The organism is Mycobacterium sp. NGS41, assembly GCF_059812725.1.
Genome location: NZ_JCALDF010000003.1, coordinates 265,249 through 282,942, shown reverse-complemented (window position 1 = coordinate 282,942; position 17,694 = coordinate 265,249). Strand labels below are relative to the sequence as shown.

The 17,694-nt window shown below is 65.9% G+C and carries 20 protein-coding genes and 1 pseudogene; 8 read left to right on the top strand and 13 right to left on the bottom strand.

The genetic code is table 11. The features are described from left to right. The first annotated feature begins 22 nt into the window (after nt 1–22). On the top strand, nt 23–1,405 hold the full coding sequence (gene eccD / locus AC5Y21_RS05265) for a type VII secretion integral membrane protein EccD (protein ID WP_499910115.1): 1,383 nt from the start codon (nt 23–25) through the stop codon (nt 1,403–1,405). Beyond that, on the top strand, nt 1,363–2,727 hold the full coding sequence (gene mycP / locus AC5Y21_RS05260) for a type VII secretion-associated serine protease mycosin (protein ID WP_499910113.1): 1,365 nt from the start codon (nt 1,363–1,365) through the stop codon (nt 2,725–2,727). Before eccD ends, mycP begins: the two co-directional genes overlap by 43 nt. Here mycP and eccB read toward each other — a convergent pair. Further along, nucleotides 2,689–4,068: a type VII secretion protein EccB gene (gene eccB / locus AC5Y21_RS05255; RefSeq protein WP_499910111.1), complete on the bottom strand. Its 1,380-nt coding sequence runs from the start codon at nt 4,066–4,068 to the stop codon at nt 2,689–2,691. The genes mycP and eccB overlap by 39 nt on opposite strands. Nucleotides 4,069–4,213: 145 nt before the next feature. Here eccB and AC5Y21_RS05250 point away from each other — a divergent pair, with 145 nt between their 5' ends. Together AC5Y21_RS05250 and AC5Y21_RS05245 are read left to right on the top strand one after the other, a co-directional pair. Beyond that, the gene (locus AC5Y21_RS05250) at nt 4,214–5,050 is read left to right on the top strand and encodes a cutinase family protein (protein ID WP_499910178.1); all 837 of its coding nucleotides are present in this window, start codon (nt 4,214–4,216) and stop codon (nt 5,048–5,050) included. Nucleotides 5,051–5,082: 32 nt separating this feature from the next. After that, on the top strand, nt 5,083–5,658 hold the full coding sequence (locus tag AC5Y21_RS05245) for a cutinase family protein (RefSeq protein WP_499910109.1): 576 nt from the start codon (nt 5,083–5,085) through the stop codon (nt 5,656–5,658). A 13-nt stretch (nt 5,659–5,671) separates the two neighbouring features. Here the strand turns inward: AC5Y21_RS05245 and truA are convergent, their stop codons facing one another. The 9 genes from truA to AC5Y21_RS05200 form a co-directional block, all read right to left on the bottom strand. Then, entirely contained in the window at nt 5,672–6,628 is a 957-nt protein-coding gene (gene truA / locus AC5Y21_RS05240) for a tRNA pseudouridine(38-40) synthase TruA (RefSeq protein WP_499910107.1), read from the bottom strand. Beyond that, a complete protein-coding gene (rplQ, locus tag AC5Y21_RS05235; protein WP_499910105.1) occupies nt 6,510–7,130 on the bottom strand; it encodes a 50S ribosomal protein L17 in 621 nt (206 codons plus the stop codon). The genes truA and rplQ overlap by 119 nt, the downstream gene beginning before the upstream one ends. 30 nt (nt 7,131–7,160) lie before the next feature. Next, the gene (locus tag AC5Y21_RS05230) at nt 7,161–8,204 is read right to left on the bottom strand and encodes a DNA-directed RNA polymerase subunit alpha (RefSeq protein ID WP_499910103.1); all 1,044 of its coding nucleotides are present in this window, start codon (nt 8,202–8,204) and stop codon (nt 7,161–7,163) included. An 85-nt stretch (nt 8,205–8,289) separates the two neighbouring features. Beyond that, on the bottom strand, nt 8,290–8,895 hold the full coding sequence (gene rpsD / locus AC5Y21_RS05225) for a 30S ribosomal protein S4 (RefSeq protein WP_499910102.1): 606 nt from the start codon (nt 8,893–8,895) through the stop codon (nt 8,290–8,292). Nucleotides 8,896–8,914: 19 nt separating this feature from the next. Further along, the gene (gene rpsK / locus AC5Y21_RS05220; RefSeq protein WP_499910100.1) at nt 8,915–9,331 is read right to left on the bottom strand and encodes a 30S ribosomal protein S11; all 417 of its coding nucleotides are present in this window, start codon (nt 9,329–9,331) and stop codon (nt 8,915–8,917) included. A 3-nt stretch (nt 9,332–9,334) separates the two neighbouring features. Then, complete coding sequence (gene rpsM / locus AC5Y21_RS05215; protein ID WP_499910098.1) at nt 9,335–9,709, bottom strand: 30S ribosomal protein S13; 375 nt, start codon at nt 9,707–9,709, stop codon at nt 9,335–9,337. A gap of 180 nt (nt 9,710–9,889) precedes the next feature. After that, nucleotides 9,890–10,003 (bottom strand): 50S ribosomal protein L36, encoded by a 114-nt coding sequence (gene rpmJ / locus AC5Y21_RS05210; RefSeq protein WP_003879483.1) that lies wholly within the window; start codon nt 10,001–10,003, stop codon nt 9,890–9,892. Between the two features lie 35 nt (nt 10,004–10,038). After that, nucleotides 10,039–10,260 carry a translation initiation factor IF-1 gene (infA, locus tag AC5Y21_RS05205; RefSeq protein WP_003418601.1) on the bottom strand — a complete coding sequence of 74 codons (222 nt, stop codon included), beginning with the start codon at nt 10,258–10,260 and terminating at the stop codon, nt 10,039–10,041. A gap of 257 nt (nt 10,261–10,517) precedes the next feature. After that, complete coding sequence (locus tag AC5Y21_RS05200) at nt 10,518–12,488, bottom strand: serine/threonine-protein kinase PknD (RefSeq protein WP_499910096.1); 1,971 nt, start codon at nt 12,486–12,488, stop codon at nt 10,518–10,520. Nucleotides 12,489–12,947: 459 nt separating this feature from the next. Here AC5Y21_RS05200 and AC5Y21_RS05195 point away from each other — a divergent pair, with 459 nt between their 5' ends. The 4 genes and pseudogenes from AC5Y21_RS05195 (at nt 12,948) to AC5Y21_RS05180 (ending at nt 15,925) form a co-directional block, all read left to right on the top strand. Then, on the top strand, nt 12,948–13,817 hold the full coding sequence (locus AC5Y21_RS05195; RefSeq protein ID WP_499910094.1) for an LLM class F420-dependent oxidoreductase: 870 nt from the start codon (nt 12,948–12,950) through the stop codon (nt 13,815–13,817). A 20-nt stretch (nt 13,818–13,837) separates the two neighbouring features. Beyond that, nucleotides 13,838–14,833: a dTDP-glucose 4,6-dehydratase gene (rfbB, locus tag AC5Y21_RS05190; protein WP_499910093.1), complete on the top strand. Its 996-nt coding sequence runs from the start codon at nt 13,838–13,840 to the stop codon at nt 14,831–14,833. Beyond that, the gene (gene rfbC, locus AC5Y21_RS05185; RefSeq protein ID WP_499910091.1) at nt 14,834–15,442 is read left to right on the top strand and encodes a dTDP-4-dehydrorhamnose 3,5-epimerase; all 609 of its coding nucleotides are present in this window, start codon (nt 14,834–14,836) and stop codon (nt 15,440–15,442) included. 43 nt (nt 15,443–15,485) lie between these two features. Further along, nucleotides 15,486–15,925, top strand: a pseudogene (locus AC5Y21_RS05180) (lipoprotein LpqH). Between the two features lie 63 nt (nt 15,926–15,988). On the opposite strand, the gene AC5Y21_RS05175 reads toward AC5Y21_RS05180, so the two are convergent. The 3 genes from AC5Y21_RS05175 to AC5Y21_RS05165 are packed head-to-tail and all read right to left on the bottom strand — an operon-like array spanning nt 15,989 to nt 17,654. Next, nucleotides 15,989–16,360, bottom strand: coding sequence for a hypothetical protein (locus AC5Y21_RS05175; RefSeq protein WP_499910089.1), 372 nt, complete (start codon nt 16,358–16,360; stop codon nt 15,989–15,991). Beyond that, complete coding sequence (locus AC5Y21_RS05170; RefSeq protein ID WP_499910087.1) at nt 16,357–17,277, bottom strand: metallophosphoesterase family protein; 921 nt, start codon at nt 17,275–17,277, stop codon at nt 16,357–16,359. Before AC5Y21_RS05170 ends, AC5Y21_RS05175 begins: the two co-directional genes overlap by 4 nt. Then, a complete protein-coding gene (locus tag AC5Y21_RS05165) occupies nt 17,274–17,654 on the bottom strand; it encodes a cupredoxin domain-containing protein (protein ID WP_499910085.1) in 381 nt (126 codons plus the stop codon). Before AC5Y21_RS05165 ends, AC5Y21_RS05170 begins: the two co-directional genes overlap by 4 nt. Nucleotides 17,655–17,694: the final 40 nt, after the last annotated feature.

The following is a 17,694-nucleotide window of genomic DNA, read 5'->3' as shown; positions in this document are numbered from 1 at the left end:
CACCAAGCCTTTCGAGGGGCCCATGTTGACTACGTCCGATCCGGGTCTGCGCCGCGTCTGCGTTCATGCCGACACCGTCGCCGTCGACTTGGCCCTTCCCGCCGAGGTTCCTGTCGCCGCCCTGATCCCGTCGATCATCGACATCCTGGATAGCCGAAGTGTCAATCCGTTCCCGGCTGCCACGGCTGCGCGCTACCAATTATCCCGGCCGGGCTCATCCGCGCTGCGCGCGTCGACAACGTTGGCACAAAACGATATTCACGACGGCACCGTTCTGATGTTGAACCGGGCCGTCGCCGACATTCCCGCCCCGGCTTGCGAAGACGTGGCCGAAGCGGTGTCGGAGGCGCTGGACAAAGCCGCACCGGCCTGGAACGGGCAAGCGGCCAGGCTGAGCGGCGCCGCGGCGGCCGGCTGCATTACCGCCGTCGGTTGTCTCGTCCTTGTCCGAAATGCCCTGAGCACCAACGCTGCTGGTACACCGGCGGTTGCGGCACTGGCCAGCGTCGTGGCCCTGCCGGCCGCCGCGCTCGCGCACCGGGCCTACCGCGACCCGATCGCCGCTCTCACGCTGAGTGTTATCGCCACCGCATTCGCGGCGGTTGCCGGGCTGCTGGCAATCCCCGGTCCGCCGGACGCCGCCCATGCGCTGCTGGCTGCGATGACGGCGGTCGTCTCGTCGGTGCTGGCACTGCGGCTAACCGGCTGCGGCGTAGTCACATTGACGGCACTATCGTGTTTCGCGGCCGCTATCGCTGTAGCGGCGCTGACAGCTGTGCTCACCGCGGCCCCGTTGCATGTCATCGGATCGGTATCCGCACTGCTGTCACTGGGCCTATTGGAGGCGTCTGCGCGGCTGTCGTTGACCTTCGCGGGATTGACCCCGCATCTGTCGCTGACAGTCGACCAGGCCGAACCGGCTGCCGATTCCCTAGCCGCGAAAGCGATCCGAGCCGACGCCTGGCTGACCAGCCTGCTGGCCGCATTCTCGGCGTCCGCCGCCACCGGCGCCATCATCACCGCGCTCGCGGGACGTGGAGCATCGCTTCTGGGCTGCATGACCCTGGCCGGCCTCACCAGTGCGGTGCTGCTCGTGCACGCCCTTTCACACAACGACAGGAGAAGACGAGTGGTGTTCATCGTCACCGGAATCGGCTCGGCTGGAACAACCTTCGCGATCGCCGCGTCCGGTCTGCCCACGCGCGGACCATGGATCGTCGCGGTGACGGCGTTGGCGGCCGCGGCAGCGATCTACCTGGGTTTCGTGGCTCCCGCGAGATCACTCTCACCCGTCGCCCGTCGAGGCGTTGAGGTGCTGGAGTGTGTGGTGCTGGCAGCGATGGTGCCGCTGACCTGCTGGATATGCGGCCTTTACGGCGTCGTTCGCGGCCTGGACCTGAGGTGAGGCGCGCCGCTCGCCTAGTGGCGATAACCGCGCTCGCGGCCCTTCCTCAGTGCGGGATGCCGGTGGCGCAGGGGATTTCGCCGCCGCCGGTGGACGAGAAATGGCTGCCTCAACCGGCATTGCCGTCGCCGCCGCAGCCGACCGTGCAGCGGGAGGTGTGCGCGGTGGTGGCTGCCGACGATCGTCAAACCCAGGCCCCGCACCGCACCGGCACACCGGCGCAGGTCGCCGACCTCGACTTGCCGACGGTCTGGCAGCTCACTCGTGGTGCGGGACAGCGGGTCGCGGTCATCGACACCGGCGTGACGCGACACCAGCGGCTGCCCAATGTGGTGGCCGGGGGTGACTACGTCTTCACCGGCGACGGCACCCAGGATTGCGACGCACACGGCACGATGGTCGCCGGAATTATCGCTGCGGCAGCGGATTCCAAGGTGGACGGCTTCAGCGGCATAGCTCCCGATGCCACGTTGATCAGCATCCGGCAGTCCAGCGCCAAATTCGCTCCAGTCGCAAACCGCTCCGGTATCGGGTTCGGTGACGTAGACACGATGGCGAAGGCCGTCCGGACGGCCGCCGACCTCGGCGCGTCGGTGATCAACATCTCCTCGGTCGCCTGCGTTCCCGCCGCATCGGCTCTCGACGACCGCGCGCTCGGCGCCGCCCTGGCCTACGCGGTCGACGTCAAGAACGCCGTTGTCGTCGCCGCGGCCGGCAACACCGGCGGTGCCGCGCAGTGTCCACCTCAACGGCCCGGCGCAACCTGGGAGACCGTCACGGTCGCGGTCAGCCCGGCCTGGTACGACGACTACGTGTTGACCGTCGGTTCGGTGAACTCCGATGGTGCACCCTCGGCATTCAGTCTGGCCGGACCGTGGGTGGATGTGGCCGCCGTCGGCGAAGGAGTGACCTCCCTTGGCTCGGCCCCACTGTCCGGCACCAGCTACGCGGCGCCAGTAGTCAGCGGGGTGGCGGCGCTGATCCGGGCCCGGTTCCCGGCGCTGACCGCCCGACAGGTGATGCAGCGCATCGAGTCCACTGCCCACCATCCGCCCGGTGGGTGGAATCCGCTCGTCGGCAACGGCACGATCGACGCGCTGGCCGCGGTCAGCACCAACCCGGTTCCGCCGCCCAGCACCGCCAGGCCCAAACCACTGCCGCTCGCCGCTCCGCCGGTGCCCGGGCCGCCGGATCGTCACGCCCGGGACACCGCCTTCCGCGGTGCGGCGATCTGCCTGGCGGTGCTGACCGCAGCACTCGTCGCAGGCGCCGCGTCGCGCCGGTTACGGCGGTCCCGCGGCGACGGTGTCGCGGGCGACTGACGCGTTCTGCCGGCTCAGTTCCGGTCCGGACGGCAACACCGCCAGCACCGGCCACGGCGCCGGGACCGCTGCCGACGTCAGCCCCAGGTCATGCGCCGCGTCGTCGTCATGGATCGCGAACCGCACCCCGGTTTCGGTGACGAGGTATCGTCTGCCCGCTCGCACGTAGGCGGTGCGGCCGGGCGGCAGGTAGACCGCGTCGAGCGCGGGACCGTTTCCGTCGGCTTGGGACATTCGCGCCGCCGCGTGCCCGGCTGGGAGCGGCAAGCCGGTGCCGGTCAAAAACGCGATGTCGGCGTGGCGTCCCGAACCGGGCGCCCAGGTCGCGCAGACGGCGTTCCCACCAACCACGAGTGTTGGCGCCCGGCCCGGAAAGGTGGTGACCGGCAGTGTGTTCACCACCGGAGCGGCGCGGATCACGTCGGGCGCCACCGCGATGACGTGCACCGCGCCCTGCGAGTTGCTGAACATCAGCAGATCCGCAGCGACCCGGCCGATTCGCTGCGCTCCAGTGACCAAAACCACGTAGTACTCGTCACCATCGCCCCGTGTGATGCGCAGCACGCTGCCGACCGGAAACCCGGCGAGCCCGCCCTGGGCCCGACCGCCCGCGCCGCGGATGCGTGGGACAGCGATCGACGGTACCTCGGGAACGGCGTTCAGCAACGACTGTGCGACGGTGACGGGCGCCCGGCCCTCCAGCCGCAGGGCACGCACAACCGCCGGGTCGGCGAGATCCACCATCGCCCGTCGTCCGTCGTAGAGCAGATACGCCGGCGAACCGGAGGCGGGCGCGACCAGGATCGCCTCGCCGGGTGCCAGACGACGCAGGGCGGGTCCCACGACGGGTCCGACGACAACGGTGGTTGCCGCGCCGCGGTCGGTGTCACAGATCGCCCAGGTTGATTCGTCACCGGTCAGCGGCTGCCCGAGGAATTGCGGCGCACCCGGAATACCCAACAGCGGACCACGTTTGGCGCGGCTCAACTCGGATTCGCGTACCGGCCGCGGGCTGGCGTCGGTCGCCGCGATCAACCGCGCCGAAGCCAGGTTCAGCACCGGATGCCAGGTGTCGCCCACCCGTACGTACAACGCGCCGGATTGCTGGCCCATCACGATCTGCTCGCGATCCAGCGCCGGCTGCGGCTGCAGCAAAGCCAGAAAGCCGCATCCGGCCAACCCGACGAACGTCAGCACACATCCCAGCGCCAACGACGCCGTACGCGTGCGCAGCGGTTCGTTGACCGTGCCGAGATCTCTGCGCAGCAACGCGCACTCGACCCGACGCAGTAGAAGCCGGTGACCGCTGACGTGCAGCCGTGTCGTGGGTTGCCGCGGCACTGAATCCCCCGGGAATCGAATTGACTGCGCCCAAAATAGGCCGCCAAGGCGGCCGCGAGCAGACCACTTTGCACAGCCGATACACAGCTGCGGGCGTTTCCTGTCACCCGGTTACGGTTAAAATTTCGGGGTGAACCTCCACCGCATGGGTCGCTGGGTCAACTCAGGAGCTGCCGTCCTGGCCGTCGCTACCGTTGTGGCCACGCCGAGCGGTATTTTCGGCGCCCTTCCGAAGGCGTCAGCCGCTGATTGCACGGACGCCGAGGTCGTCTTCGCGCGCGGCACCAGCGAGCCGGCCGGCGTTGGCCGGGTTGGCCAGGCCTTCATCGACTCCCTGCGCCAGCAGGCCCCCGGCATGAACATCGGGGTGTACGCGGTGAACTACTCCGCCAGTCGCCTCCAGCTGCACGGCGGCGATGGCGCCAACGACGTCATTTCGCACGTCAAGTCCATGGCGTCGTCGTGCCCCAATACCAAGATCGTGCTGGGCGGCTACTCCCAGGGCGCCGACGTGATCGACATCGTCAGCGGTGTTCCCATCGGCGGTCTCAATTTCGGCAGCCCGCTGCCGCCCGAGTATGCGGACAACGTCGCGGCGGTCGCGGTATTCGGCAACGTGGCCAACCGCGCCGGCGGATCGCTGACCACCCAGAGCGCGATGTTCGGCGCCAAGGCGGTCGACCTGTGCAACCCCAACGACCCGATCTGCCACGCGGGTCCGGGCAACGAGTGGAGCGGGCACACCGAAGGCTATGTCCCCGTCTACACCACCCAGGCAGCGGCTTTCGTGGCGTCCAAGCTCTTGGCCGGGCACGGCCAGCAGGTACCGGGGTTCGGTCCGCAGCTGCCCGGCCTCTCCCCGCAGGCGCCCGGGCCCACGCAAGCACCCGGCCCCACCTCCCAGGCGCCCGGCCCGGTCCCGCCTGACGCCGCACACGGCTCCGTCGTGGGCGCCCCCGGAACCGGTGTGCAGGTTCACTGACGGTCCGTAATTAGGCCCGTTAACATCGGTGCATGAGGCTCCGCCGCCTCACGGCCGTCGCATTGCTCGCACCGACGTTGATGGTTGCCCCGGCACCGGTGGCAGCGGCAGCGTGCCCGGGTGCTGAGGTGGTATTCGCGCGTGGTCGCGAGGAACCGCCTGGCGTCGGTTTAGTCGGCGACGCGTTCGTCAATTCGTTGCGCGGCAAGACGCCTATGTCGGTCGGGGTGTACGGGGTCAACTATCCCGCCAACATCAGCGTCGACAGCGGCGCCAACGACATGAGCGGCCACGTTCAGTTCATGGCGAAAAATTGTCCGAACACCCGCGAGGTGCTCGGCGGATATTCCCTCGGTGCTGAGGTGGCTGACCTCGCCACCTGGAGCCGTCTGCCGGCGGGTGTGGATCAGCACGTCGCGGCGGTGGCGTTGTTTGGTAACGGCACCAGGCGGATCGCCCCCGCCTTTGCCGGGAAGACGATCGATCAGTGCGCCAACGGCGACCCGATCTGTGGCAGAGGCACGAACTGGCCGTCGCATCTGCAGCCCTCATACATCGGCTCCGGGCTGGTGGATCAGGCCGCCGCCTTCGCCGCCGGGAAGCTCTAGCGCACGCTCACATTTAGCGCGAGCGCAGATCGCGGGTGATCAGGTTCCGCGACTCGAGCTCATTGTCGGGCGGATAGTCCACTCCGACGAGCGTCAAACCGTGCGCCGGCGCGATCGCGAAATCGCTGGACCGGCCTGTCGCAGCGAGTAACTCACGGCACCAGGCCGCGGTGCGCCGATGCTCGCCGACCGCCAGCAGCGCGCCCACCAGCGATCGCACCATCGACCAGCAGAATGCATCGGCGGTCACGTGCGCGGTGACCAGGTCGCCGTCGCGCGACCAGTCCAGTCGTTGCAGGTCGCGGATCGTGGTGGCACCGTCGCGATGCCGGCAAAATGCCGCGAAGTCGTGCAACCCCAGCAAGTCTCGTGACGCGACGCCCATCGCCTCCACGTCCAGCGCGCGCGGCCAGGCGGTGACGTAGCGCGCCTGCTGCGGCTGCACTCCGTACGGCGCCGTCGACAACCTGTAGACGTAGTGACGGCGCAGCGCAGAGAATCGGGCATCGAAACCCGCTGGCGCACGCGCTATTTCGAGCACCCGGACATCGGCGGGCAGGAACCTGCCGAGACGCTGTAGCAGTGGCGAGAATTCCGGATCGCCGTCGCGCGGCGAACGGCCGTACACGTTGGGCAAAGCGTCGGCCGGCACATCCATGTGGGCCACCTGACCGGTCGCATGCACCCCGGTGTCCGTACGGCCCGCAGCGCGCAGCCGCACCGGAGTGCGGAAGACGGTCGTCAGCGCCTCGTCGAGGACGCCGGCGACCGTCCGCTGCTCCGGCTGCGCTGCCCAGCCCGCGAAATCGGTTCCGTCGTAGGCGATGTCAAGCCGAAGACGGACATCCCCACTAATTCTCGGGGGCCTCTTCGGGTTCGTCGACCCCGGCCTGCGGCGCCGCGGCCGCCGCCTCGGGTGCGGCTTCGGTGGTGGTGTCGTCGGCCGTGGCGGTTTCTTCGGCAACCTCATCGGCCGTCGGACCGACGGCGGCCTCGGGCTCGACCGCCGCTTGCGGTGCGGCCGCTGCCGCCGCCGGAGCGGCCTGCTCTGCCTTCTTGGGCTTGGCCTGTGCACCTGCTACCCGACGCGCCCGGTTGGCCTCGGCCGTCACCGTCTTCTCCCGCACCAGCTGGATCACCGCCATCGGAGCGTTGTCGCCCTTACGTGGCTCGACCTTGATGATGCGGGTGTAGCCGCCGTCGCGATCGGCGAAGAACGGCCCGATCTCGGCGAACAGCTTGTGCACCACGTCCTTGTCGCGGATCTTCTTGAGCACTTCGCGCCGATTGTGCAGCGCGCCCTTCTTGGCGTGCGTGATCAGCTTCTCCGCATAGGGCCGCAGTGCCCGTGCCTTCGGCTCGGTGGTCTTAATCTGCTCATGCTCGAACAGGGACGTGGCCAGGTTGGCCAGAATCGCCTTCTGGTGCGAAGACGACCCGCCGAGGCGAGGACCCTTGGTGGGCTTGGGCATTGCGCGCTCCTGTGTCTAGTACGAAAAGCCTTAAAGCTGCTCGGTTTCGGCGTAGTCCTGGTCGTCGTAGGCGCCCTCGGTGGACCAGGTGCCGGTGGCGACGTCGTAGCCGGCGACCTCCGACGGGTCGAAGCTCGGCGGGCTGTCCTTCAGCGACAGGCCCAGCTGGTGCAGCTTGACCTTCACCTCGTCGATGGACTTCTGACCGAAGTTGCGGATGTCGAGCAGGTCGGACTCGGTGCGTGACACCAGCTCGCCGACGGTGTGCACACCCTCGCGCTTGAGGCAGTTGTAGGACCGCACGGTGAGATCCAGGTCGTCGATCGGCAGCGCGAACGACGCGATGTGGTCGGCCTCGGCCGGCGACGGCCCGATCTCGATGCCTTCCGCCTCGACGTTGAGTTCGCGTGCCAGGCCGAACAATTCGACCAGTGTCTTACCGGCCGACGCCAGCGCGTCGCGTGGGGTGATCGAACTCTTGGTCTCCACGTCGAGGATCAGCTTGTCGAAGTCGGTGCGCTGCTCGACACGGGTCGCGTCCACCTTGTAGGTCACCTTGAGCACCGGCGAGTAGATGGAATCGACTGGGATACGGCCGATTTCGGCGCCCGAAGCCCGGTTCTGCACCGCCGGGACGTAGCCGCGGCCACGCTCGACGACGAGCTCGACTTCCAGCTTGCCCTTGTCGTTCAGCGTCGCGATGTGCATGGCCGGGTTGTGCACGGTGACGCCGGCCGGCGGGACGATGTCACCCGCGGTGACCTCTCCGGGGCCCTGCTTGCGCAGGTACATCGTGACCGGTTCGTCCTCTTCCGAGGACACGACCAGGCCCTTGAGGTTCAGGATGATGTCGGTGACGTCTTCTTTGACGCCGGGCACGGTGGTGAACTCGTGCAGTACACCGTCGATGCGAATGCTGGTGACCGCCGCGCCGGGAATCGACGACAGCAGGGTTCGACGCAGTGAATTGCCCAGGGTGTAACCGAATCCGGGCTCCAGCGGTTCGATGACGAACTGGGACCGGCTGTCGGTGAGGATTTCCTCGGACAGTGTGGGGCGCTGTGAGATCAGCATGGGTGTTTCATTTCTCCTTCTCGGCACCCGCTATTTGATGCCGTTAGGTTCCTGCCGCTGCGGTCGCAGTGGCAGAAGTCTGCGGTTACTTCGAGTAGTACTCGACGATCAGCTGCTCGGTCAGGGGCACGTCGATCTGCGCGCGGTCGGGCAGCTGGTGGATCAGGATGCGCTGCCGCTCCCCGACCACCTGCAGCCAACTCGGGATCGGGCGGTCGCCCGCCGTCTCCCGCGCGATCTGGAACGGCACCGTGTTCAGCGAGTTGTCACGCACGTCGATGATGTCGTACTGCGACACGCGGTAGCTGGGAACGTCGACGCGCACGCCGTTGACGGTGAAGTGACCGTGGGTGACGAGCTGACGGGCCATCCGCCGAGTCCGGGCCAGCCCGGCGCGGTAGACGACGTTGTCGAGCCGGCTTTCCAGGATCCTCAGCAGTTCCTCACCGGTCTTGCCGGGCTGCCGAACGGCCTCTTCGTAGTAGCGGCGGAACTGCTTTTCCATCACGCCGTAGGTGAAGCGGGCCTTCTGCTTCTCCTGCAGCTGCAGCAGGTATTCGCTCTCCTTGATCCGCGCGCGGCCATGCTGGCCGGGCGGGTAGGGACGCTTCTCGAAGGCCTGGTCGCCGCCGACGAGGTCGGTGCGCAGCCGGCGCGATTTGCGGGTGACGGGTCCGGTGTAACGAGCCATGGTTTGTCTCCTGACCCTTCTAAACTCTTCTGCGCTTGGGCGGGCGGACGCCGTTGTGCGGCTGGGGGGTGACATCGGAGATCGCGCCGACCTCCAGGCCCGCGGCCTGCAGCGACCGAATCGCGGTCTCGCGGCCCGAGCCCGGGCCCTTCACGAACACGTCGACCTTGCGCACTCCGTGCTCCTGCGCCTTGCGCGCGGCGTTCTCGGCGGCCAGCTGAGCGGCGAAGGGTGTCGATTTCCGCGATCCCTTGAAGCCGACGTGGCCCGATGACGCCCAGGCGATGACGTTGCCCTGCGGGTCGGTGATCGTCACGATCGTGTTGTTGAAGGTGCTCTTGATGTGGGCAGCGCCGTGCGGAACGTTCTTCTTTTCCCGCCGCCGGGTCTTCTGTCCCTTTTTCGACGATGAAGTCGTCGTCTTCTTCGGTGGCATCGGTTACCTGGCCTTCTTCTTGCCTGCGATGGTGCGCTTGGGGCCTTTGCGGGTGCGCGCGTTGGTCTTGGTCCGCTGGCCGCGCACCGGCAGGCCGCGGCGGTGCCGCAGACCCTGGTAGCAGCCGATCTCGATCTTGCGACGGATGTCGGCCTGCACCTCGCGGCGCAGATCGCCCTCCACCTTCAGGTTTGCTTCGATGTAGTCACGCAGGTGGGTCACCTGGTCATCGGTGAGGTCCCTGGTGCGCAGGTCCTTGTCGATGCCGGTGGCCGCCAGGATTTCGTTGGAGCGGGTGCGGCCGATGCCGAAGATGTAGGTCAGCGCGACCTCCATCCGCTTATCGCGCGGCAGGTCGACGCCTACTAGTCGTGCCATAGGTGGCGTTTCCTCTTATCTCAAGCGGAGGTCTGATCCCAGTCCGTTCCTGCCCCCAAAACGGACTTGGGTGCGGGGCCCGGCCTCCGTCCGGGCGTGGATGAGCCGGCCCATCTCTATAGATGCCAGCCGCTCATTGGTGCTGGGAGGTCTGCATTCAGTTGTCTGGTTGTCCGGCAGCTAGCCTTGCCGCTGCTTATGGCGCGGATCGGAGCAGATCACCATGACCCGCCCATGCCGGCGGATCACCCTGCACTTGTCGCAGATCGGCTTGACGCTCGGGTTGACCTTCACGGCTCTTTCGATCCTGTTCTTTGCTCTGGTGTTCGTTACTTGTATCGGTACACGATGCGGCCCCGGGACAGGTCGTAGGGCGACAACTCCACCACGACGCGGTCCTCGGGCAGGATGCGGATGTAGTGCTGCCGCATCTTGCCGCTGATGTGGGCGAGCACCTTGTGACCGTTCTCCAGCTCAATGCGAAACATCGCATTGGGCAGTGGTTCGACCACTCGACCCTCGACCTCGATGGCACCGTCTTTTTTGGCCATTACTTCTTGGCGATCCTTCTCTATCCCTCGTCAATGCATCTGGTTCGGCGCAGCCTGTGTCCGGACTACACAACGTGAGCCGGTGGTGGAAATTCCGCGAAGTGCTCCGAGAAATTTCAGAACTGGGCACGCCAAGAGTCGGCACGGACGCCGCACCGTTGTCCCACCTTACCCGCATCGCCGTAGTCGGCGCAAAACCGCAGACGTCAGGGCAATATGTCGTTACCGGCGGCGTCGGCAAACGCGGCTTGATTTGCTCATTTTTGCCGCAGCGCGAAAACCTTGTTGTTGTTGCCGGCGACGTACACGGTGCCGTTGTTGTCGACCGCCAGGCCCCACGGATAGTCGAGGTCGGTGAACGGCAGCACAACTTGCTGGGCCGTGCCCGCGGGAAGTTTCAGCACACGATTGTCCACGCTGTCGGTGACGTATATTGAACCGTCGCCGTCGACAGTCACACCGCCGGGGTCGGAAAGGCCGGTGAAGGGCACCTTTACTTGTTGGTTTGAACCAGGCGTCAATTTCAGCACCTGATTGTTGCCGCCATCGGCGACATAGATGGTTCCGTCGTTGCCCACCACCAGGCCGGTCGGAGAATTCAGACCAGTGAACATGATCTCACTTTGCTTGTTGGAGCCGGCGGTGAGGGAAAAGATCTTGTTCTTGACGGTGTCGGTGACGTAGACCGTGCCGGCGGTGTCCACTGATAGGCCCGTCGGACGTTCCAGGCCGGTGAACTGAAGCACGCTCTGCTTCTTCGTGCCGGCGGACAGCATGACCACCCGCTTGTTGCCGGCGTCGTTGACGTAGACATTGCCACTGCGATCAGCTGTCACACCGGTCGGAAAGTTGAGGTCTTGGAAGGGCAGCTTGTCGGGGTGCGGAGCGCCCGCCGGTAACGCCCATATGTTGTTGTGCAGGGTGTCGGCGACATAAACGGTGCCCGCGCTATCAACCGACAACCCCTGTAACCGGAGTCCGGTGAACGGCAGCGTCGTCTGCTGGGAATTCGTGGGAGTTGAATCGTGGCCCATGAAAGCGATAGCCCCGACAACCACAGCGACGGTGAGCACGGCCGCGGCAGCGATGATGCCGGCCTTGCCGCGCCACCACGGCGGGGACGGTGCGAGTGGGGTTGGCGCCGTGGGCCGGGGGGTTTGCGGCGAAGGGGGCGGAGTAGCGGGTGGCCGGACCACGAGCGGTTCTCGCCGGGCGGCGGTGTTCGCCTCGAGGGCTGGCTTGCGCAGGGTTTCCTCGCCGGAGGGGTTCTGCGGCACGGGGACCGGCCTACGTCCATAGTCGGCGCGGGGCGGCGGCATGCCCGGCTGCGGCATGCCTGGCTGCGGGCCGGTCGGCCGCCGAACTGGAGGGCGCGGCTCCGGTGGCCGCGGCACGGGCACGGGCGCGGTGATGGCGTTGCGGGCGGCTCGCGCCAGCTCCACTGCGGTGCCGTAGCGATCGGCGGGGTTCTTCGCCATGCCCTTGGCGATGACGCTGTCAAGGCTTCGCGGCAGCCCAGGGTTGGTATTCGACGGCCGCGGCGGCGGAGTAACCAAGTGGTTTCCGATTTGCTGTTCCAGGCTGTCGCCGCGGAATGCATGCTGTGCGGTCAAGCACTCATACAGCACGCAAGCCAACGCGTAGATATCTGAGCGGGCGTCGATGGGCGGGGCGCCGGCGTCTTGGGATTTGAACCGCTCCGGGGCCATGTAGTGGAACGTCCCGATGACGTCGCCGACGGTCGTCAATCCCGCCTCGCCTACCGCCAGCGCAATGCCGAAATCGATCAGGTAGGCGTCCCCGTCGTCGTCGATCAAGATGTTGGACGGCTTGACATCCCGATGCAACAGCCCGATCTTGTGGGCGGCGTTCAATGCCTTGGCGATCTGCTCGATGATGGCAACCGCCCGGGCCGGCGGCAGCGGGCCCCGGTCGAGGATCGACTGTAGGTCTCGGCCCTCGATCAGCCCCATTTCCACGAACAGCCGGCCGTCGATTTCCCCGTGGGTGTGAATCGGCACGATGTGCGGACTTCTCAATCGCGCAGCGGCGTGGGCCTCACGACGAAATCGCTTCTGAAACACGTCGTCTTGGGAAATCTCGGCAGGCAAGATCTTGATCGCGACGATCCGGTCGATGACGGTGTCGTGGGCTCGCCATACCTCGCCCATGCCGCCACGGCCCAGCAACTCGATCAGCTGGTACTGTCCGAACGAAGTTCCCTGCAACGAGCCTCCCACAGCAACTGCTCAGCACCATAACGCGCCACCAGCAATGGTGGCAGGTCTTTCCGCGCGCTCCGGTGCGGCACGCAGTCCGGCTCGATGTGGCACGGGTGATCCCGGCACCCGACCACACGCCCCGCCCGCGAGGCGAGCTTCCCGCCGAAGGGACATATGTAGACGATACCAATTCGGGTATGCGCACGTGATTACGCGAGCAATCCGGACGCGGTTTGCGGCCGCCTGAAGTGAAAATTCGTCGAATTTGCTGGCCGCTTTCACAAAATTCGATCGCTCACCAGTGAGCGCTTTTCACAGCGGAACTAATTCCGCTGTCCACTTAAGCATGCGTAAATAATGTTTTGTCCGGCAGGGCCCTGATTCGAGCGCGACGCCGTTGCCGGCTGGGTCAATCGGTGCGTCCGGCCCGGAATAGGACAGCTCGGCTCGGAGGTTGGAGCAACCATGACCGATGCTCACGCGACTTCTGCCTCCAGTGCAACCAGCAAGCCCAATCTCGGCCGGTTCGGATCGTTCGGACGCGGCGTTACGCCGCAACAAGCCCAAGAAATCGAAGCCCTCGGTTACGGCGCCGTCTGGGTGGGCGGCTCACCGCCCGCCGAGCTGGCCTGGGTGGAACCGATCCTCGAGGCGACGACCACGTTGCAGGTGGCCACCGGGATCGTCAACATCTGGACCGCGTCGGCCAAGCCGGTCGCCGAATCGTTCCACCGGATCGATAAGGCCTACCCCGGCCGCTTCCTGCTGGGGATCGGCGTCGGTCATCGCGAGGCGATCAGCGAGTACCGCAAGCCATACGACGCGCTGAGCGAATACCTGGACCGGCTCGACGACTACGGCCTGCCCGCCAACCGTCGCGTGGTGGCGGCGCTGGGCCCGCGGGTCCTCAAGCTCTCCGCGCAACGCAGCGCGGGCGCGCATCCGTACCTGACCACTCCGGAGCACACCGCGCAGGCCCGTGAGCTGATCGGTCCGTCGGCATTTCTGGCGCCGGAGCACAAGGTCGTACTGACCACCGACACCGACAAGGCGCGCGCGGCGGGTCGCAAGGCGCTCGACATCTATCTCAACCTCGCCAACTATCTCAACAGCTGGAAACGACTGGGCTTCACCGACGACGATGTCGCCCGGCCGGGCAGCGACCGCCTCGTCGACGCCGTGGTCGCCTACGGCACGCCCGATGCGATCGCGGCCCGGCTGAAAGAGCACCTCGACGCCGGCGCTGACCATGTGCCCGTGCAGGTCCTTACCAAGAGTGAAAATCTGGTCCCCGCGCTGGCCGAACTGGCCGGTCCGCTGGGTCTGAACTCCTGACCAACGCTAGGGTTTTGACCATGCGGCTGCTGGTCACCGGCGGCGCCGGCTTCATCGGCGCGAACTTCGTGCACAGCACCGTCCGCGAGCGACCCGACGTAGTGGTGACGGTGCTCGATGCCATGACCTACGCCGGCAGACGAGAGTCCCTGGCCGACGTCGACGACGCCATCAGGCTGGTAGAGGGCGACATCGCCGACAGCGAGCTGGTTTCGCGGTTGGTCGCCGAGTCCGACGCCGTCGTGCATTTCGCCGCCGAAACCCACGTGGACAACGCGCTAGATGATCCGGAACCCTTCCTGCACACCAACGTGGTCGGGACATTCGTGATCCTGGAAGCGGTGCGACGGCAGGGCGTGCGGTTGCACCACGTCTCGACCGACGAGGTCTACGGCGACCTGGAGCTGGACGACCCGCGGCGGTTCACCGAGTCCACGCCCTACAATCCATCGAGTCCGTATTCGGCCACCAAAGCGGCAGCCGACATGCTGGTGCGGGCCTGGGTGCGGTCGTACGGGGTGCCCGCGACAATCTCCAACTGCTCCAACAACTACGGCCCGTACCAACACGTCGAAAAGTTCATCCCACGTCAGATCACCAATGTGCTCACCGGGCGACGACCCAAGCTGTACGGCACCGGTGCGAACGTCCGCGACTGGATCCACGTCGACGATCACAACGACGCGGTCTGGCGAATTCTCGAAAAAGGTCAGATCGGCCGGACCTACCTGATCAGCGCCGAGGGAGAGCGCGACAACCTGACGGTGCTGCGCACGCTGCTGAAAATGATGGGCCGCGATCCCGACGACTTCGACCACGTGACCGACCGGGTCGGTCACGATCTGCGTTACGCGATCGACCCGTCGGCGCTGTACGACGAATTATGCTGGGCCCCAAAGCACACCGACTTCGATGATGGTTTGCGCGCAACCATTGACTGGTATCGTGCCAACGAATCCTGGTGGCGCCCGTTGAAGGACGCGTCGGAAGCCCGATACGAAGAACGCGGCCAGTAGATGCACGTTCGCGAACTCGACGTCCCGGGCGCGTGGGAGATCACCCCAACCGTTCATGGCGATTCCCGCGGGTTGTTCTTCGAGTGGCTCACCGATCGCGAGTTCAGCGCCTTCGCAGGTCACCATCTGGACGTCCGGCAGGCGAACTGCTCGGTGTCGTCGGCCGGCGTGCTGCGTGGGCTGCACTTCGCCCAGGTGCCACCCAGCCAGGCCAAGTACGTGACCTGCGTGTCCGGCTCGGTGTTCGATGTCGTCGTCGATATCCGTTTGGGCTCACCGACTTTCGGGAGGTGGGCTTCGGTTCTGCTGGACGACACCGACCGCAGGACGATCTACGTCTCCGAGGGCCTTGCGCACGGGTTCCTTGCGTTGCAAGACAATTCGACAGTCATGTACCTATGCTCAGCGGAATACAGCCCGCTGCGCGAGCACACCATCTGCGCCACAGATCCGGCTCTGGCCATCGATTGGCCGCTGGTCGACGGGGTCGCCGCCAGCATGTCCGACCGCGATGCCGCGGCTCCCAGCCTCGACGAAGTGCGCACGGCCGGCCTCTTGCCCACCTGGGACGAGACGCAGCAGTTCATCGGTAAGATGCGCGGTGAATAGCGTTGTGGCCGTGCATGTTTGGATCTGACAATGGGAGAACTTGGTGAAGCCTGAGTGGTTGATCGCCGCCAGCGCCGCGATCATCGTCGCTGGGGTGGCGGGGTGTTCCCACGACAACAAAGCGTCAGGTCCTCCAGCACTCCCGTCGCGACCGCTGGAACGAAGGTCGTTGTCGACGGCAAGCCGCAGAATGTCACTGGCCCGGTGGTCTGCTCAATGACCAACGGCAAGTTCTCCATCGCCGTCGGAAAAATGCTGACCGGCATCATCATCGGCCTGGAACCGGATGGATCGGCTGTCCACAACGCCGGGCTCGGCACCGTTGACGGCGCGGTCATGAGTTACACCGAGGGTGTGCCCGGCAACGACGCGAAAGCCAGCAAGTCCGGCAATACATACAAGATCACGGGCAACGCCAGCGGCGTGGACAACGCGGGCCAGCCGGTCAACAAGCCCTTCGATGTCGAGGTCACCTGCCCCTAGAAGGGCGGGGCTCGTTGTTTGCGACAGTGGGCTTGAACCGTTCATCGCACGAAAACTGCCTCCTCAACGGGGGCGAAGCTGGCGGTCGGCGATACACAACATGACCGTCATCACTTCAGCAACCACACTGCCTAGCGCACAGGGCGACGGGTCCCATCCGTGCTCGGTGAAGCCCGCGACCCCCACGGTCCTCGACAGGATAAACGCCACCAGGGAGCCGAGAGCCACTGCAGCGGACGCCCAGCGAAGCCAACCGGGTCCGCCAACCAGAATCAAGATCGCCAACGCGTACGAGACGCTGGCCTGTACGAGAAAGCCGGTTCCAATAGTCGGGATGTGATGGTAGCCATGGACATAGAGGTAGGAATGAATGGCAGCGCTGACGGCCAACGAAGCCGCCAGACCAAAGCGGACCGCGATTTCCCTTGAATTCATTGCAGCGTCCGCTCTTTCAGAGCCAACGCGTGCTGTCCACTGGTGTAGCCGACCTCGCGGACGCCGAGGACGTCCCGGAGCTTACCGGCCGGCAACGTCACCGGCTTTGGAGCCGGCCCGTCGCCGGGATGCGGTAGCGGATAGGCGGTGGCCGCCCCGCTATAGAAGTTCACCTGACCCTCGGTTTTGGAAAACAGTTGGTGGACATGTCCATTAAGACAGGTAACGGAGGAAAATCGGCGCAGGTAGCTCAACGCCTGGGCGGCGTCGTCGGTACCCCAGCCCCAGTCCGGGTACATCGCGAACAGCGGGATGTGGCTGATCACGATGATGGGCGTATCGCTCGACAGCGACGCGACGTCCTTGGCGACGAAGTCGAGCTGTTCGGCACCCAAGTGCCCAAGCTTCTTCAGGTTCAAAGTGTTGACCAGTGCGATCACGTGCACGCCGGCGATATCGAAGCTGTACCACCCGTCACCCGGTCCGCCCGTGCCGAAGAAGCTTCGATATTTCTGTCCCGCATCATCAACCGAGTCGTGCTCGCCAGGCACGGTGAACACGTGCGGTGTCTTCAGGCTGCTCATCATCTGCTTCGCCTGGTCGAACTGCTGGGGACTGGACAGGTGCGTGATGTCGCCGCTGTGAATGACGAAATCCGGTGTGTAACCGAGGTTGTTGATCCGATCGATCGCGTGGCCGAATGTGTCGGCGACGTCGAGGTTGGCCGGTCCGGAGAATCCGAGATGGCTGTCGCTGACTTGCGCGAACCGCAGGGTGGGCCGGGAAGCAGCATGGCCTGCCGCACCGGCATGTGAGATGACCTCGCCCCCGACGACGGCGAAACCGACCGCGGCGCCGAACCATGCGGTGTGGCGGATGAGCTGGCGGCGACTCATCGCGTTCGCATCTTTGGTCATTGGGTCACCACCACGGTGCCGTGCATCATCGGGTGAATCGAGCAGACGTACTCGAACTTTCCGGGGCTGGAGAAAGTGTGCGAAAAGGTAGCCCCCGTTCCCATTCCGGGTGAGCGGAACGAACCGTCGCTCGCCGCCACCGTGTGAGGTTCTTCGTCGCGGTTGGTCCACGTGACGGTGCTGCCCGCGCTCACGGTCACGGTGAGCGGGACGAACGCGAAATCGTCGATGCTGATTTGATTGCCATTCAACAGCGCGACGGGTGCGGTGACCGACATGCTGGGCGTCGGGCCGATGGTGGCGCTGGGCTTAGATACCGAGCACCCGGCCAGCAGCAACACGCCCAACGCCAACCACGCCAAGGGTTTGCGAGTCATGCCAAGAGATAGGGCCACGGGTTACGTTTCCGGTCAGGGC

Excerpts from the sequence above, each read along its gene's own strand:
- eccD (WP_499910115.1), top strand. The coding sequence starts at position 23 with ATGTTGACTACGTCCGATCCGGGTCTGCGCCGCGTCTGCGTTCATGCC.
- mycP (WP_499910113.1), top strand. The coding sequence starts at position 1,363 with ATGCGGCCTTTACGGCGTCGTTCGCGGCCTGGACCTGAGGTGAGGCGC.
- AC5Y21_RS05250 (WP_499910178.1), top strand. The coding sequence starts at position 4,214 with ATGGGTCGCTGGGTCAACTCAGGAGCTGCCGTCCTGGCCGTCGCTACC.
- AC5Y21_RS05245 (WP_499910109.1), top strand. The coding sequence starts at position 5,083 with ATGAGGCTCCGCCGCCTCACGGCCGTCGCATTGCTCGCACCGACGTTG.
- truA (WP_499910107.1), bottom strand. The coding sequence starts at position 6,628 with ATGAGGTTGCCGAAGAAACCGCCACGGCCGACGACACCACCACCGAAG.
- rplQ (WP_499910105.1), bottom strand. The coding sequence starts at position 7,130 with ATGCCCAAGCCCACCAAGGGTCCTCGCCTCGGCGGGTCGTCTTCGCAC.
- AC5Y21_RS05230 (WP_499910103.1), bottom strand. The coding sequence starts at position 8,204 with ATGCTGATCTCACAGCGCCCCACACTGTCCGAGGAAATCCTCACCGAC.
- rpsD (WP_499910102.1), bottom strand. The coding sequence starts at position 8,895 with ATGGCTCGTTACACCGGACCCGTCACCCGCAAATCGCGCCGGCTGCGC.
- rpsK (WP_499910100.1), bottom strand. The coding sequence starts at position 9,331 with ATGCCACCGAAGAAGACGACGACTTCATCGTCGAAAAAGGGACAGAAG.
- rpsM (WP_499910098.1), bottom strand. The coding sequence starts at position 9,709 with ATGGCACGACTAGTAGGCGTCGACCTGCCGCGCGATAAGCGGATGGAG.
- infA (WP_003418601.1), bottom strand. The coding sequence starts at position 10,260 with ATGGCCAAAAAAGACGGTGCCATCGAGGTCGAGGGTCGAGTGGTCGAA.
- AC5Y21_RS05195 (WP_499910094.1), top strand. The coding sequence starts at position 12,948 with ATGACCGATGCTCACGCGACTTCTGCCTCCAGTGCAACCAGCAAGCCC.
- rfbB (WP_499910093.1), top strand. The coding sequence starts at position 13,838 with ATGCGGCTGCTGGTCACCGGCGGCGCCGGCTTCATCGGCGCGAACTTC.
- rfbC (WP_499910091.1), top strand. The coding sequence starts at position 14,834 with ATGCACGTTCGCGAACTCGACGTCCCGGGCGCGTGGGAGATCACCCCA.
- AC5Y21_RS05175 (WP_499910089.1), bottom strand. The coding sequence starts at position 16,360 with ATGAATTCAAGGGAAATCGCGGTCCGCTTTGGTCTGGCGGCTTCGTTG.
- AC5Y21_RS05170 (WP_499910087.1), bottom strand. The coding sequence starts at position 17,277 with ATGACCAAAGATGCGAACGCGATGAGTCGCCGCCAGCTCATCCGCCAC.
- AC5Y21_RS05165 (WP_499910085.1), bottom strand. The coding sequence starts at position 17,654 with ATGACTCGCAAACCCTTGGCGTGGTTGGCGTTGGGCGTGTTGCTGCTG.